This window comes from Methanosarcina soligelidi (assembly GCF_000744315.1).
Lineage (GTDB): Archaea > Halobacteriota > Methanosarcinia > Methanosarcinales > Methanosarcinaceae > Methanosarcina > Methanosarcina mazei.
Genome location: NZ_JQLR01000001.1, coordinates 331,463 through 347,325 on the forward strand (window position 1 = coordinate 331,463; position 15,863 = coordinate 347,325).

General features: G+C 44.4%; 13 protein-coding genes. 6 read left to right on the forward strand and 7 right to left on the reverse strand.

The window, feature by feature from the left end:
- Window positions 1-34 precede the first annotated feature (34 nt).
- On the reverse strand, window positions 35-1,303 hold the full coding sequence (gene serS, locus M886_RS01535; RefSeq protein WP_048042760.1) for a serine--tRNA ligase: 1,269 nt from the start codon (window positions 1,301-1,303) through the stop codon (window positions 35-37).
- Window positions 1,304-1,424: 121 nt separating this feature from the next.
- Entirely contained in the window at window positions 1,425-2,657 is a 1,233-nt protein-coding gene (gene sppA, locus M886_RS01540; RefSeq protein WP_048050523.1) for a signal peptide peptidase SppA, read from the reverse strand.
- A gap of 320 nt (window positions 2,658-2,977) precedes the next feature.
- Here sppA and metG point away from each other — a divergent pair, with 320 nt between their 5' ends.
- A complete protein-coding gene (gene metG / locus M886_RS01545; RefSeq protein WP_084685030.1) occupies window positions 2,978-5,125 on the forward strand; it encodes a methionine--tRNA ligase in 2,148 nt (715 codons plus the stop codon).
- Between the two features lie 256 nt (window positions 5,126-5,381).
- Here metG and cyaB read toward each other — a convergent pair whose 3' ends face one another.
- The 5 genes from cyaB to M886_RS01570 all read right to left on the reverse strand — a co-directional run bounded on the left by cyaB (window position 5,382) and on the right by M886_RS01570 (window position 9,451).
- Window positions 5,382-5,912, reverse strand: coding sequence for a class IV adenylate cyclase (gene cyaB, locus M886_RS01550; RefSeq protein WP_048046298.1), 531 nt, complete (start codon window positions 5,910-5,912; stop codon window positions 5,382-5,384).
- Window positions 5,913-6,025: 113 nt separating this feature from the next.
- Window positions 6,026-6,424, reverse strand: a complete 399-nt coding sequence (locus M886_RS01555) for a Zn-ribbon domain-containing OB-fold protein (RefSeq protein ID WP_011032819.1) — start codon at window positions 6,422-6,424, stop codon at window positions 6,026-6,028.
- A gap of 6 nt (window positions 6,425-6,430) precedes the next feature.
- Window positions 6,431-7,603 carry a thiolase domain-containing protein gene (locus M886_RS01560; protein WP_048038448.1) on the reverse strand — a complete coding sequence of 391 codons (1,173 nt, stop codon included), beginning with the start codon at window positions 7,601-7,603 and terminating at the stop codon, window positions 6,431-6,433.
- Between the two features lie 17 nt (window positions 7,604-7,620).
- Window positions 7,621-8,670, reverse strand: a complete 1,050-nt coding sequence (locus M886_RS01565) for a hydroxymethylglutaryl-CoA synthase (protein ID WP_011032821.1) — start codon at window positions 8,668-8,670, stop codon at window positions 7,621-7,623.
- 40 nt (window positions 8,671-8,710) lie between these two features.
- Window positions 8,711-9,451, reverse strand: coding sequence for a helix-turn-helix domain-containing protein (locus M886_RS01570; protein ID WP_011032822.1), 741 nt, complete (start codon window positions 9,449-9,451; stop codon window positions 8,711-8,713).
- A 141-nt stretch (window positions 9,452-9,592) separates the two neighbouring features.
- Between M886_RS01570 and M886_RS01575 the strand changes: the two genes are divergently transcribed.
- The 5 genes from M886_RS01575 to M886_RS01595 all read left to right on the forward strand — a co-directional run bounded on the left by M886_RS01575 (window position 9,593) and on the right by M886_RS01595 (window position 15,750).
- Window positions 9,593-10,411: a CRISPR-associated protein Cas4 gene (locus tag M886_RS01575; protein ID WP_152557980.1), complete on the forward strand. Its 819-nt coding sequence runs from the start codon at window positions 9,593-9,595 to the stop codon at window positions 10,409-10,411.
- Window positions 10,412-10,865: 454 nt separating this feature from the next.
- A complete protein-coding gene (locus M886_RS01580) occupies window positions 10,866-11,618 on the forward strand; it encodes a hypothetical protein (RefSeq protein WP_011032824.1) in 753 nt (250 codons plus the stop codon).
- Between the two features lie 624 nt (window positions 11,619-12,242).
- Window positions 12,243-12,455: a Dna2/Cas4 domain-containing protein gene (locus M886_RS01585; RefSeq protein ID WP_235203845.1), complete on the forward strand. Its 213-nt coding sequence runs from the start codon at window positions 12,243-12,245 to the stop codon at window positions 12,453-12,455.
- Between the two features lie 84 nt (window positions 12,456-12,539).
- Window positions 12,540-13,544 carry a hypothetical protein gene (locus M886_RS01590; RefSeq protein ID WP_235203846.1) on the forward strand — a complete coding sequence of 335 codons (1,005 nt, stop codon included), beginning with the start codon at window positions 12,540-12,542 and terminating at the stop codon, window positions 13,542-13,544.
- A gap of 301 nt (window positions 13,545-13,845) precedes the next feature.
- Window positions 13,846-15,750, forward strand: coding sequence for a phosphoadenosine phosphosulfate reductase domain-containing protein (locus M886_RS01595; protein WP_048050525.1), 1,905 nt, complete (start codon window positions 13,846-13,848; stop codon window positions 15,748-15,750).
- Window positions 15,751-15,863: the final 113 nt, after the last annotated feature.

The window sequence follows — 15,863 nt, forward strand, 5'->3', positions numbered from 1 at the left end:
GTCTTTTGAAATAGTCCGCAAGCTCAAACTATCTTCAAGGGCAAGCTTTTCTAATTTCTTCTGCCCCACCCATGTAAGGCCTGAGGACTTCCGGAATTTCGACACTGCCGTCTTCACGCTGGTAGTTCTCCAGTATTGCAACAACCGTCCTGCCGACAGCAAGTCCCGAACCGTTGAGCGTGTGAACGAACTGTGGCCCTTCAGGAGTCCTGTAGCGGATGTTGGCTCTCCTTGCCTGGAAATTATCGAAATTAGAGCACGAAGAGATTTCTCTATACTTTTCCTGTGTAGGTACCCATACTTCGAGGTCGTAAGTCTTGGCAGCCGAGAATCCCAGATCACCAGTGCAGAGGCTTACTACCCGATATGGTAACTTAAGGAGTTTGAGGATCTCTTCAGCATCAAGAGTAAGTTTTTCCAGTTCTTCATAGGATGTTTCAGGCATTACGAATTTAACAAGTTCAACCTTATTGAACTGGTGGTTGCGGATGATACCTCTGGTATCCTGACCATGTTTTCCTGCCTCACGCCTGAAACAGGCGGTGTATGCTGTAAGAAATACCGGCAGGTTTTCCATATATTCATCCATGAAGAGGTTGGTTACAGGCACTTCTGCAGTAGGCGCAAGATAGAAACCATCAGTGCATCCGTACATATCGTCTTTAAACTTGGGTAATTGGCCTGTACCAGTCATGGCTTTCTCATTAATAAGCACAGGAGGGAAAACTTCAAGATAACCCTGCCTGGTGTGCACATCAAGCATGAAGTTTATGAGAGCTCTCTCAAGCTTTGCGCCCATACCTTTATAGACTGCAAAACCCTGGCCTGATATCTTAGCTGCTCTTTCAAAGTCGAGGATATCCAGAGACTCTCCTATTTCCCAGTGGGGCTTTGGAGTAAATGCGAACTCCCTCGGTTCTCCAACTACCCTTACAACCGGATTGTCATTCTCATCCTTGCCTACAGGCGTGGTTTCAGAAGGGATATTTGGAATACTTAGCATTATTTCATTTATTTTTGATTTGTAATCGCGTATTTTGTCATCCAGCTCTTTAATACGGCTGTTAATGCCCTGCATTTCATTTATTCTGGATGCAGCGTCTTTATTTTCCTTCTTGAGCTGCGCTATCTCGCGGGTGACAACATTACGCTTGTGCTTCAGGTCATCGCCCTCGATGAGACATTCCCTCCAGGCTGCGTCATATTCAAGAAGGCTATCAATAAGCTCTGTGCCCATATTCCTGCTAATAAGAGCACGCCCAACTATGTCGGGGTTGTTACGTACAAATTTAAGTTCCAGCATGTTAAGCCCGTGATATCCTGCATGTTAGCTAATATATATTTTACTATTTTCAGGCTGCAAGCCTGCATAAGAAATTGAAATCCTAAAAATAAGTAATGGAGAAGGAAAGTCAGAAAATCCGTTAATTGCGCAAACACGCAAGGACTTTCCCATAAGGACTTTCCTCAAAATAACTGACGAATTGACCTGCTCCCTCGCTTGAGTTGTCCGTTTCCGAGCCCAGAAGCAAGCTTGAGAGGGTCGCCCTGTTCATATAAACAACTTTTGGCTTACCCTGCACCCCTCCGAGTTCCGCAGCCTTATCAATTGCATCATAGAGGTTTCCAAAGTCATCCACAAGCCCGAGATCTTTTGCTCTTGATCCGGTATAAATGCGCCCGTCAGCAAGTTTTTTTACTTCACTCCGGCTTATATTCCGCCCTTCGGCAACCTGGGTTACAAACTCTTCATAACTCTCCATTACAACTTCATCAGCATATTCTTTTTCTTCGTCGGTCAACCCTCTCCAGGTCCCTCCCATATCTTTAAACTCTCCGGACTTCGAAACATAATAATCTATGCCTTCATTCTGGTAAAAGCCAGACATATTTTCAAAGGTCCAGATAACTCCAATAGACCCCGTATTTGTGGAAGGATTTGCAAATATGTAATCTGCCGGGGCAGAGATATAGTACGCAGCGCTGGCTGCAAGGTCCCCCATGGAAACAATGACAGGGACTCCCTGTTTCTGAGCTTTCTCTATCTCTATTGCTATTTCCTGAGCGGCTGAAGGAGAGCCTCCACCGCTGTTTACCCGGAGTACGATCGCCCTGACGTTATTATCCTCTACAGCAGAGTGAATGTTTTGACAAATTTCTTCCGAGGTTGCATAGCCGAGCCCTGCAGGAACATTTCCGGTGAGCATGGTACCCTGCACATAAATGACCGCTATCTTATCGGAACTCCCGATATTTCCTCCGAAACCAAGCCCGTAAAAAATAGCGGCTATACTAACCGCAATGACAGCAATTAAAGCCAGCAATAAGATAAGATAAGAAGCCCCACTGCGTTTCTTTTTCGGCAGGGAAGGAGAAGAGCCTGAATTCATGTTTAAACGCTCACTTTTAATAGTAGTATGAGGTTCCGGCTGAGAAGGTTCCTGAACATCTGATTTTGCCGCCTCCTGCTGCGTTTCAGAAGCGGAATAGGAACCAGAGGAATTTTCTTTTATTTTACTCTCCGAAATGTCCCCATCATGAGCAGTAATTTCTTTTTTATTATAAACATCATTTTCCGACAGGCTGTCTCCAGACATCTCTTCAGGACTCGTGTTTTTTGAATCCACACCATCTGAATTTACACTTTCATCATTCATATTGACATGACCGTATTTTTTGGATTTGTTTCTCTAACTTCCCCGGTCTGTACTTTTTCACTGCTGAAAACTCCAGTTAAGGGGCAGGCAAATTTCCAGTTACAGGAACTGCCAGAAGTATATTTTTTAAAAAGCCCGCAAATAAAAAGATTAATCCAATAGGTCTGAATTGTCAGAGCAAGTATTTATGTTTCTCTGAATTCCACCCCTCTTTATATATGATAATCAACTATCCCTCAAATAAGTTCCCTTGTAACCACGATAAGCGAAATATATTTCAGAATTGCAGTCATCCAGAAGAGATACATCTAGAAAAATATATGGAGATAAGAATGTCAAAATCATCCAGTAAACCCGTACTTGTCACATGCGGCCTGCCCTATGCCAATGGCAAGGCACATATCGGGCATCTCCGGACCTATGTGCCCGCTGATATTTATGCCCGTTCCCTGAAAAAAGAGGGGCGGGAAGTAACCTTTGTTTGTGGCTCGGACACCCATGGAACCCCTATTGCCGTAAACGCCGAAGAACTGGGAATTACCCCAACAGAACTTGTAGAAATATATCACAAACACTTTGACGAAACTTTCAAGGAGCTTGGAATTTATTTTGATGCTTTCGGGACAACGGATGACCCTGAAAACCACAACCGGACCCACGACATAGTGAGCAGGCTGATTGAAAAAGGATATGTCTACCCGAAAATTATAGAAATCGCCTACTGTCCGGCATGCAACCGCTTCCTTCCTGACCGTTATGTAGAAGGAGCCTGCCCTCACTGCGGAGAAACTGCCAGAGGAGATGAATGCGACCAGGGCTGCGGAAAACATCTTGAGCCCGGGGAGCTTCAGAACCCTGTATGTACCATCTGCGGAGGCCCTGCAGAGTACCGCCAGCAGGAACACTTCTTTTTCAAGCTTTCCGAGTTCAGCAACTACCTGATGGATTACCTCTCAAAAGACCTCGGAGGGACCACAAATGCCATCAACTACGCACGCGGCTGGGTAAAGCAGGGGCTTACGGACTGGTGCATTACACGGAACCTTGAGTGGGGAGTTAAATTTCCGGGACACGAAGACCTTGTGGTTTATGTCTGGGTGGACGCTCCGATAGGTTATATCGCTTTTACCGAGGAATGGGCTGCACAGGCAGGAGACTCCTGGGAAAAGTTCTGGAAGGGAGACGGGGAAATAGTCCACTTTATAGGAGGGGACATAACCTATCACCACTGCATCTTCTGGCCTGCCATGCTTAAAGGCGCAGATTACTCCGTGCCAACAGCAGTTGTAGCTTCAGGGATGGTAAAAATCGAAGACAGGAAGTTCTCGAAAACCAGAGGCTATGTAGTCTGGGTTGGGGAAGATTATCTTGACCACGGCTTCCATCCCGACCTTCTCAGGTATTACCTTGCAAGCTATACCTCCCACACCAAGGAACTGAACTTCTCCTGGCGCGTGCTTCAGGAAAAGATCAATGCCGAACTGGTTGCAGTTCTCGGAAACTTCCTTTACAGGACCATGCTCTTTGCTTTCAAGAACTACGGAGAAGTCCCGGAAGGTGAAGTAGAGCCTGAAATCCGGAAAGAGATAGAAAAAGCTCTCGTAGAGGTCAAAGCTGCAATGGAAGAGTACGAGTTCAAGAAAGCAGTGGACTCTGCCATGGCTCTTGCATCTTTCGGTAACACTTATTTCCAGTCCCATGAACCCTGGAAACTGATAAAAGAAGACAGGGATGCATGCGGACAGGTCGTCTATAACTGCCTGCACCTGGCAAAAGCCCTGAGCCTGATATTTGAACCCGTTATCCCGCAGACAATGGAGAAAGCCTGGAAAGGGCTAGGGCAGGAGAGCGACATACATGCCGCACTTTATGAAGAGACCCTTGTGCCCCTGAAAGCAGGCACAAAACTTGCAAAACCTGAAATCCTCTTTACCAAGCTCGAAGATGACAGGATAGGAGAGATGGAAGAGATTGCAAACCAGCGTGTAGCAGCCGCAAATGCAAAGAGAAACGGAGTAAAAGGAGGCGAAAAAGAGCCTTCAAAGTCCGAAGGAATGGGACCCTCTGAAGCATCAAAAGCATCCGAAAAAACAGTAGATGTTGCAGAAGTTGAAGAGAAAGTACAGGTAGAAACCCTTCCAGTGATCGATTACGAGGACTTTGCAAAACTTGACATAAGGGTAGGAAAAGTACTCCTCGCCGAACCTGTGAAAAAGTCAAAAAAGCTCCTGAGGATTGAAGTGGATATAGGAGAGGAAAAGCCCAGGCAGCTTGTTGCAGGCATGGCTTCATATTACACTCCAGAAGAACTTGTAGGCAAATCCGTAATCGTGCTCGCTAACCTGAAACCCGCCAAACTATGCGGAGTTGAATCTAACGGCATGATGCTTGCAGCCGATGACGGCGGAGCAATTGTGGCAGCCCTGATGCCGGATAAGGAGATTAAACCGGGCTCCAGGATAAGGTAAAGATTGAAAAAAAGTTAGAATCGGGTAAAATTAAAATAATCAGGTAAAATCAAAATAACATAGAAGCTTAAACCCGGCTTTAGACAGGTTAAAGTTTGATTTTCGTCTTCGTGCCCGTAATAATGCGGGCATGAAGATAACAGCTAATCCAGGAAAATTAAAACCCAGGAAAATTAAAACCCAGGAAAATTAAAACCCAGGAAAATTAAAACCCAGGAAAATTAAAACCCAGGAAAGTTATAATCCAGGAACGTTATCAATTTCTTTTTTCCAGCACCATTTCAAGGTAAGAAGTCCGGATAGAATCTTTTTCACTCAGGCCAAACTGAGATAAGAATTTAAATAATTCTGCCCTTGAACTTTCGAGATCTTTTTTATCTTCCACATCGAGCTCTACTTCCAGAAACTCTCCGAGCCCTTCGACGGCATCAAGACAGACAATAATCTCTCCTGCTCTGAAAATATCCCTTTTTTTGCGGACTGCACCGGCTTCCATGAAGCCCAGAGAGTGGAAAATTTTAGCTGTAGCAGTCCCATCCACTGGAGTTTCGATCTCCACTCTGGTTTTGGAAACTTTATCAAGTTTAGGACCTTTATAGGTCAGCACAGAATGTCCTCCCAGAGAGCGTATCCTGAGAGCCTCATCGGTCTTTGCAAAATCGCGGTATGGAGCTGCAAAATAGACATCTGACTGTTCTTCAACCCCGATTTTACTTGCCCCAATTTCTAAAAGTAGATGGCGGATCTTTGAGTGATCCGCTCTAACCTTGACTTCCACTTCAATCATAATTCCAGACATCTCCGGCTCAATTTATGGTTTGGCTCAATTTATGGTTTAATCCATTATTAATTAATAGGGGAATTAACAGCAGATGCCTGGAAGGAAATATCCGAAAACTATCAGGCATCCACAGGGACGAATTTGGTGCCGTAGTAGATCATACCACGTTCGCCATCTTCCCCGAGTTTTCTGAACACAGACCTGACCCGCGTTCCGATCTGGATATTATCGGTATTGCCGACCACCTGAGAGGTAAGGCGAGGACCTTCATCCAGTTTAATGATTGCAAGGGTGTAAGGAGCCTGGCCTTCAAAACCTTCAGCACCGGTGTGAATCAGTGTATAGCTTACAATTTCACCCGTGCCTTTGAATTTGAAGGGTTCAAGCTCTCCCATGCGCCTGCAGTTTACGCAAACATTGCGTGGGGGATAGAAATATTCCCCGCATTCCTTGCAGCGGGTGCCTTCAAGGTTATACCTGCTGCCGAGGTTTCTCCAGAATCTTGGAACAGAAGACATCGAATATCACATCCCCCTCGACAAAATATGTACTACTGCTGTCGCTCCTGACCCTCCGACGTTATGGGTCATCCCGTACTCAGCTCCTGCTACCTGGCGCTTTCCTGCTTCTCCACGCAGCTGGGTTACGATTTCCACCGCCTGTTTTATTCCGGTTGCCCCTACAGGATGCCCGCAGGCTTTCAGGCCGCCGGATGTGTTGACAGGAATCCTGCCTCCAATTGCGGTTTCTCCGTTTTCTGTGACAATTCCGCCTTTACCTTTCTCTGCAAAGCCGAGGTCTTCAATTGCACAGATCTCTGCAATGGTAAAGCAGTCATGGACCTCTACAAGGTCGATATCTTCAGGGGTAAGTTTTGCCATAGAATATGCCCGCTTTGCAGCCATCACGGTTGCATCCAGAGTTGTGATGTCTCTCCTGTCATGCAGGGCAATTGTATCGCTTGCCTGTGCTGTTGCTTTAATGTAAATTGGAGTGTCGGTATATTTGTGGGCAATCTCCGCAGGTGCAAGGACAAGCGCAGATGCTCCATCTGTTATCGGAGAGCAGTCAAAGATATGCAACGGGTCAGCTACCATTATTGAGTTCAGAACATTATCTACGGTGATTGTGTTCTTGTACTGGGCAATAGGGTTAAAAGATCCGTTTTTGTGGTTCTTCACAGCTACTTCCGCAAGCTGCTCACCTGTGGTTCCGTACATATGCATATGAAGCTTTGCAATCATTGCATACAGCCCGGGAAATGTTGCTCCTGCCATGCCTTCCCATTCACGGTCAGCGGCTGCCGCAAGAGCCGAAGATGCTTCTTCAGAGCCTACATCTGTCATTTTCTCTGCCCCTGCTGCGACCACGATTTCGCTGTAACCTGAAGCCACAGCCATTATAGCCTGGCGCAGGGCAAGCCCTCCAGATGCACAGGCGGCTTCCACCCTGGTAGCCGGGACATGAAGGTTCCTTGAAAGCCCGGAATAATCTGCGATGAGTGCGCCTATGTGTTCCTGCTCAACAAAGCGGCCTCCACTCATGTTTCCAATATAAAGGGCATCAATATCTTTTCCGCTTACTCCTGCGTCCTGGATTGCTCCGATTCCGGCTTCCACGACTATGTCTCTTAAGGAGCGCTCCCAGAGTTCGCCAAATTTAGTATTCTTTACTCCGATAATTGCTACGTCTCTCATTATTATTCACCCCGTTTTCAGGCCAGGCGGATCTTGCCTTTATGCCTGGCATACCTTGCGTAGTCGATGTATACAGGATCCTTGATAAGTTCGGAAACCGTCGGAGCCCTGTTTCGGATTTCCTCAATCCTGTCAGTAACCGTTATGCTGAACGCGTCAGAACCTGCTCCGGACCCGAATGCGGTTGCAAATATCCTGTCCCCTGGCTTTGCCTGGTCAAGGGTTGCAGCAATTCCCATGAGGCAGGAACCTGAATAGGTGTTTCCTATTTTCGGGACAACAAGTCCGGGAGTAATCTGAGCTTTTGTGAACCCTAGCATCTTTGCAGCCTTGCTCGGGAACTTTCCGTTTGGCTGGTGGAAGACCGCGTAATCATAATCTTCAGGCTTTGCCCCGAGTTTTTCAAGCAGGCCTTTTGCTCCGTTTGTTACATGTTTGAAGTACCCGGGTTCTCCCGTAAAACGCCCTCCGTGCTCGGGGTAAGGCATTCCTTCCCTTCTCCAGAAGTCGGGAGTATCTGTTGTAAAAGAGTATGTATCTTCAATGATAGCAGCAAGTTCGGATTCATTTCTACCTATAAGACAGGCGACTCCTCCTGCTGCTGCGGTATATTCAAGGGCATCACTAGGAGCTCCCTGGGAAACGTCCGCTCCTATAGCCAGACCAAGATCGACCATTCCCGAGCCTACGAGCCCCATACATGCCTGAACTGCGGCTGTCCCTGCTTTACATGCAAACTCAAAGTCTGCTGCAGTCATTTGAGGAGTTGCGCCAATAGCCTGAGCGACAATGGTGCTTGTCGGTTTTACGGCGTAAGGGTGACTTTCAGAACCGGTATACACCGCCCCTATTCTGGAGGGATCGACGCCACTTCTTATCATTGCGTTTCTTGCTGCCTCCACGGCAATTGTTGCTGCGTCTTCATCGATATCGGGTACGGATTTTTCATACACCATGAGGCCGTTTTTGAGAGCCTCTGCGTCATCACCCCAGAGCCGGGCAATTTCTTCAATTTTTATGCGGTATCTCGGAACATATGCGCCGTAAGATACTATTCCAATGGTCATGCTTTCACCTGTTTTTAAGTGTTTAGGGTATTCCAGGGGGTCATTCCCTTGCGTAGTATTGACTGTATTTTTTCAGTAGCTGCACAATCTGATCGAGGTCCATTGTGGTTGCGACCAGGGGGACACGGTCTACTTCCGCCATCTTGACTGCAACAGATTCTACCTCTTCTTTACGAAGTCCGTGAAGCACAACAGCTCCGGGCTTCAGGTTAGTTACCCGGATAGCTACCAGGGGGGATTTTCCGGTACTGACTTTTGTAAAGATCATGGCTCTGTCCGTACTCCAGCCGTAGAGCTTCTGAAACTCGTGTGAGGAAAGTTCCAGGATTGCCCGCTGGCTGTCGACAACAGAAAAACCATATAGAGGCTTCTCGATTCCTTTATAGACTATATCGCCTTCAATAAGGTTAACCAGTTTAGCAAGCTGTATCGGGAGAGTATACTCGTAGGTTGAGTAGATTGATTTTGAGCCGCTTTCGGCATTAAGCATAGTTTCGTAGGTGTGAATCTTTTTGCCTCCCCTCTCTAGATCGATTTCAAGCAGGGACTCCACGATCTTCCGGACGATCAGTGTCCCTGGAGACTTTCGCCTCCCGCTTTCATAATCGCTGATAACGGAGGGAGAGACCTTAAGGTAATTTGCAATATCAGTCTGGGATATCTCGAAGTTTAACCTCCACTTTTTCAGGGACTCTCCGGGTTTCTCTGAGAGTGTGATATCTCCAGCCATTTTTTCCGCCAGGCGGTTGCGCAGATTTTCTGAGGAATCATTGGATGTCATGACTTACTTAATCTAAGAGGAAACATTAGCATATATATCTAACGAATGTCAGTTCGGCAATTGTCGCAGAGCGTTAACTGTCGAATACGAGAAGCTCTTTATGAAAAAATTTATAATATTTAGAAGAGAAATTACAATGTGATGCCCACAGATTCACAGAACCCGGAGATCAGCGTCTCAGACCTGCTCCTGTATATCAATTGCCCGCGAAGGGTTTACTTTGTCAGCCGGGGATATGAACTGCTCCCGGAAATTAATGCTTCCCGTCTTGAGAGAATGCTTCTGAAGGAACTCTCCCTGAATTATTCGGAAATTGTGAAAAAGTGTTCGTTAAACGCCGATACCATGTGCAAAGAACTCGAAGCTGCTCTCACTTATGCATGTAAAGACCTCCCGTTAATGTTTCCAAAAGAATTTGAACGCACAGAAAAAGGATTTCTGGAAGAAGGGGACGCGCGGGCAAGAGCTAAAATCCCTGAAATTGCAGCCAACCTTCTCAAAGGGATAGAAGAATTCGGAAATGATGCCATGCTTGCGGCACTTACCCCTGTAAAAACGGAGCCCATTATTTTCTCAAAGCGCCTGAACCTGAAGGGATCACCTTCCAAGATAGTCTGTTTTGAAGGCGCAAATGTCCCCTCAATAATAAGGCCCGGAAGCTGCCCCATTCAGGGCGTATGGGCATCTGACAGAATACACATTGCAGCACTTGCCCTTCTCCTTGAAAGCGAGACCGGAAAAGAAATTCCTTTCGGTTTTGTCGAATACGTAAGTTTCGGGATAATCCGAAAAGTAGTTATCCGGAGTTCGGACCGCAGGGAAGTATTGAAAATATGCAGGCGTGTGGAAAAAATAAAAGCCGGATTGATGCCCGAAAAAACAGAAGAAAAATTCTGTCCGGAATGCACCTTTTCAGAGCACTGTGTTTCGAATTCTTCCCTCATGTCCAAGTTTTTCTAAATCATGAATGGATGGAAAAGGATTGCAGCATAATAAAAAAAGCAAAAACAAAACTGTTGTTCAGTAACAGTTGTAAGGACTTTTTTGAGTGCGACTGAACACAGTTTGTATCTTTATTAACAATAACATTTCTCATTTTTTAGGTGTAAGAAAGAACTTGCGTTGAGTATGAATATATAAGTTTTTTCTCCAGAGTCTCAAACAATTAGTCAATAAAGTAGTAATTTTGAAAAAAATAATCATAAATCCAACATCATTTCTGATTGTTTGATAATCTGGACAGAAAACATATAAGGAGTTAGGTAAGAGGGATTTATGGAGTTCAAATAAACTTTCCAGGTTCAGTCGAACTCCATAAAACATACCCTACGAGGCATAATTAAGTTAGCTTAGCGTATATTTAAGCTTGTCTTATTCTGCCTCCTAGGGAAAAAATAACTAGGAATGTAATATAATGTTCAATAAAAGGTTTGGAATAGGAATATTAATTTTGGTAATACTACTGGTTGGTATGACATTGATACCAGCTGTGAGTGCACAAGAAATCTCAAAGATCAGTAAGAAGCCTTCTGAATTGGAACAAGGGCTAATAGATTCACTGAATTCCAATAAAAAAAACTTATCCACAGAAGATGTGGTTGCGAATTATGTTAAAGCAAACAAAGATAAAATTTCAATAAATGATCTTAAAGAAAATGATACTGCTTCAGATAAAATTAATTTAAGGACTTATCAACTAAGAGATGGATCAAATATAACCTTCACAAATGGAAGCTATTTCTTCATTACTGGCGTAGAGGAAGAAACAAATAATGAAATAACAACTCAAACTGCTACTATAGCGAGTGTTTCGACTACTCCCACCATTAAAGGATATAAGGAACTCTATTCTTGGACTGGTGTTAAAGTCTACACAATTTATACAAAGGGGTATTTTACTTATAATGGTCAGACTGTAGATGCTCATTATATAGATTCATGGTACGTAAGAAATTATGCATTATATTGGTCAGTTAGTAACTGGGAAGAAGGAAGTATCGAATATAGTTCAGGTACTCGCTCAGACATCTACGGTAGAGGAACTTTCCAGTGGGGAATATTTATTGAAGGTACTGGTATAGTTATACGTGAGTTTTATGACAACCTTTACATAAAATGTGATCAAAACGGTAATTATCGGGTTATTTTTGAAGAAACTGCTCCTTAACTATAATGATTGTGAAAAAATAATTTATCAAAGGTAGAAATTTGGTTGCGTTACTATAGAAAGGCAAGGTTAACTCTACAATTCTTTCATAAAACCTCATAATGCTTTCAAAAGCAAAATACTAAAATTGTTGTATGTAAAATTTGATTTTTGCAATTTTTTAGACCCACAAATAGTATTTCAGCCAAAAATATCTACACTTTAATTTTTTTATTTATAGTCATTCTTGTGGAAGAGGGATTAATCTGCGGCTGAAACTAAATTTCTAACCGTAGGAGAACAAAATAAGTTCTAAGTACAATTCATGAGTCAATGTACTTCACATGTTTGGACTAAAATGATAGTAAAAAGGTGTCGAATTATGAGTAAATCAGTTAAATATATTATAGAGCTTGTATTATTATGCATTGTACTTTTTGTTATTCTCCTGGGATTAACATATAGGTGATCATTTGGGACTATTCCTAGTATAGTGCTTAGATTCTAATATATAAGGGGATTATATTAATTATTCAATGAACTACCTTACACCTCGTATAAGTCATCGTCCTAAAGGAGCAATTCCAAAAATTCTCAATGCGAGCAACATAAAACCACATAAGATTAGCTCTTATATTGCTAAAGTTGATCCAGAGTTTGATCAAAAAGCAGTTAGGGATAATCCGAAAAGTAGTTATCCAGAGTTCGGACCGCAGAGAAGTATTGAAAATATGCAGGCGTGTGGAAAAAATAAAAGCCGGATTGATGCCCGAAAAAACAGAAGAAAAATTCTGTCCGGAATGCACCTTTTCAGAGCACTGTGTTTCGAACTCTTCCCTCATGTCCAAGTTTTTCTGAACAGGAAATAGGCGGAAAAAGCTTACAGTACAAAAAATGGGAAAAAACCTGTCCCATTTATATGGTTGGCTCTGGAGAGAACAGATGAATGCTAAAGATGGAATATTAGTGCTACATGTTGCCATAGTTTTGTGTTTATTCCTGCCGCCATTAGCAATGGCTTCCACCGAAGAACAGCAAACAAACCAGACTAAAGATGCTGCCCAGTTAGAGATGGAGGCTCTAGAGGCTGAAATGGGTGAGGAAGGAATGAAAAAAGTTGCAGAATACCTGCAGCTGCAAGCCTCTTTGCCGGATGCTGTCAAGGCATCTCCTTATAGCTCGATTGCCTTTGCCGCGACGGATAACGAGAGCAGGGCTGCTTATATGACTGCAATTGACGAATCTGATCTTAAGAAGGAGGATAAAGAGAAATTAAAGGCTGACCTGCAGGATATATGGGAAAGGTATCCTGATGATTTTAAAGTTGAAGACAATGAGCCTTTAAAAGTGATTAATGAAATAATGACAAAAAGATTCATTCAAACTCAAAAATCTGCAAGAGAAGCTTCTACCAAAGAGCAAAATACCACCCCAGTTAAAGATGCTGCCCAGTTAAAAATGGAGGCTCTGGAGGCTGAGCTGGGCGAAGAAGGAATGAAGGAGGTTGCGGATTACCTGGAGCTGCAGGCTTCTTTGCCGGATGTGGTGAAACGTATGCCATATAGAGGGCTTGCTTTTGCTGCTACAGATCCTGAAAGTCAAGATATTACGATGGAATATATTGACAACTTCGATGTTTCCGAAAAGAGGAAAGAGGAGTATAAAGCTGGATTACAGGACATCTGGGACAGGTATCCAGAAAATATCACGAAAGATGACTATGCTTTCATGAGTGAGATAGGTCCAATGGTCGAGAAAGAGTCTTTTAAAAAATATCAGGATCAAAATAATTCAAACAACATTGCTTCTGGATCTAATAATGTCAGTAGATCAAATGGTAGTAGTTCAGATGAAAATGAATCGAGCACAAATAACTCTGCCCCAGGCATCGGATTATTAGGAAGCGTGACCTGCCTGTATGGAGGGCGGAAACTCAGAAAAAAGTAAACAAGACCTGGATTGAACAAGTATGCTACTTTTTAAGTTCAAATACGCAAGTCCTTCTGCGGCTTCAAAATAAACTCGAGATTAAGACTTTCTCATAGTAAAAGCCAGAGCTTTTTACAGAAATTTTTGGTCAAGCTTTTTTTTAAAAAGGTTGAGCCAGAGCTTTTTACAGAAATTTTTGGTCAAGCTTTTTTTTAAAAAAGTTGAGCCAGAGCTTTCTACAGAAATTTTTGGTCAAGCTTTTTTTTAAAAAGGTTGAGCCAAAGCCTTTTAAAGGTGAACCTCACTCAATCTGCGTGACATGTCCAGACCAGCATACCTTGGCAAAATGCTCCTGCACTGGTGCGAAGCCTGCAATGTGCCTGTGCTCGGAAAGAAATGTGGGTGCGGCAGTAAAACAAAAAGAGTAGATGTAACTCCTCCCGGAGATATCCGTCCCGCTTTTGATTATGATATAAGGCGCATAAATTCCATTTCTGAAAAACAATTTAATGCCCCACTTATCCCGGATGACCGCCTTGTGGTGCTTAACAAAGCCCCTTATGAAGACCGCATGGATGAAATCATAGTTGATGGGGAAGTTATTGCATCCATAAGGTTTGAAATCGAGAGCTGCGAATGGGTCCTTCTCCCCCGCCTCGAAGGGGCAAGACGGCTCTTCCAGGGCAGGGACAGGAAAGACCTGAAAAAATGGGTAGTAATTGAAGAGGAAATCCTGCCTTTCATCCTGAAAAAAGGGGCAAGTATCCTGGCTCCCGGAGTCCTTGACGCAGACCCTGAAATTAAAAAAGAGGATGAAGTAGTTGTCCTGAACCCTGCCGGAGAAGTGGTCTGCTGCGGACGAGCACGGATGGCAGGAAAAGAGATGATAGAGGAAAAGCGCGGAAATGCGGTAAAGCCTCGCTGGAGTGCCGCACCTGCGGCTGCAAAAACTCTCGAACCAGGGAGAAACTGGGAAGATGCTGTAAAAGCCAATGAGAAAATCCTGGACCGAATGATAGAGGAAGCTCATGCCTTCATAAGGGACGTTTCAGGGAACATGGACCTGAAAGTCAGCGTGTCATATTCCGGGGGAAAGGACAGCCTTGCGGTCCTGCAGCTGATGGACGAAGCACTTGACGATTATGAGATTATGTTTGCAGATACAGGGCTTGAGTTTCCGGAAACCCTTGAGAATGTCAGTGAGGTTGCGAAATATTACGGAAAGCCTCTCAGAACTTCAAGCGCAGGAGATTCTTTCTGGGAGTCCATAGGAGTTTTCGGCCCCCCTACAATGGACACGCGCTGGTGCTGCAAGATCTGTAAACTCGGGCCGATTACAAGGCTGATTGACGAAAACTATGAGGGAGGCTGCCTGAGCTTCATAGGGCAGCGCCAGTACGAGTCCCATGCTCGGTCTATCAGCAAAAGGGTATGGAAAAACCCATGGGTAGGGAACCAGGTTGGAGCGTCCCCCATACAGGAATGGACAGCCCTGCACATCTGGCTTTATCTGTTCAGGACGAAGGCTCCTTACAATCCGGCATATGAGAAAGGGTATGACCGGATGGGGTGCTGGCTATGCCCATCTTCGTCTTTATCTGATTTCTTCCAGCTTGGGGAAAGCCATCCTGAACTCGCGGAAAAGCTCAACTTTCACCTGCGTGCTTATGCAAAGAAAATGGGGCTTTCCCCCGAATGGGTGAAGTACGGCTTATGGCGCTTTAAACGCTACCCAAAAGTATTGCAGGAACTTGCGGACAGAAAAGGAATTTCCCTTCTTCCTTCCCAGGAAGCTCCAAAAGAGCTCAATTTCGAGGTCGCCACAGGGTACAGGCCCTGCAAAGCAGGAGGAATTTCTGCTGATGGAAGCTTCGGGCAGGCTATTGACATAGAGATTCTTGAAGAAAGCGGCATGCTCAAGCCGATAGGGAAGGTTTCTTTCATTGAAGGGGCTGCTTCTGTTTCTATGGGAGAATCGAGAGCTCAGGTCTTTGCTTCAGGAAACGTGAATGGGAGAAGCGAAAACGAAAAGACTCTGAAAAAGCTCATGCAAAAGGTTGAGTTTTCGGTAAGGAGAGCTGTCCTCTGCCAGGGGTGCGGGGTCTGTGTAGGGCACTGCGAACACGGCGCAATTGAAATGAAAGAGAAGAGAGCCTGGATAAAAGACAGCTGCACTCACTGTGGAGCCTGTATAGAGGTCTGTCCACTTGTGAAATTTATGTAAGCGTGATCAGGAATCGTAAAACAGGGGCAGGTCTGGAAAAATTAGAAAAAGAAAATAAAGAAAAAGCAGAAAAGTGAATCCTGGAAAAGCAGGGCGGATTGGACTTTTACCAG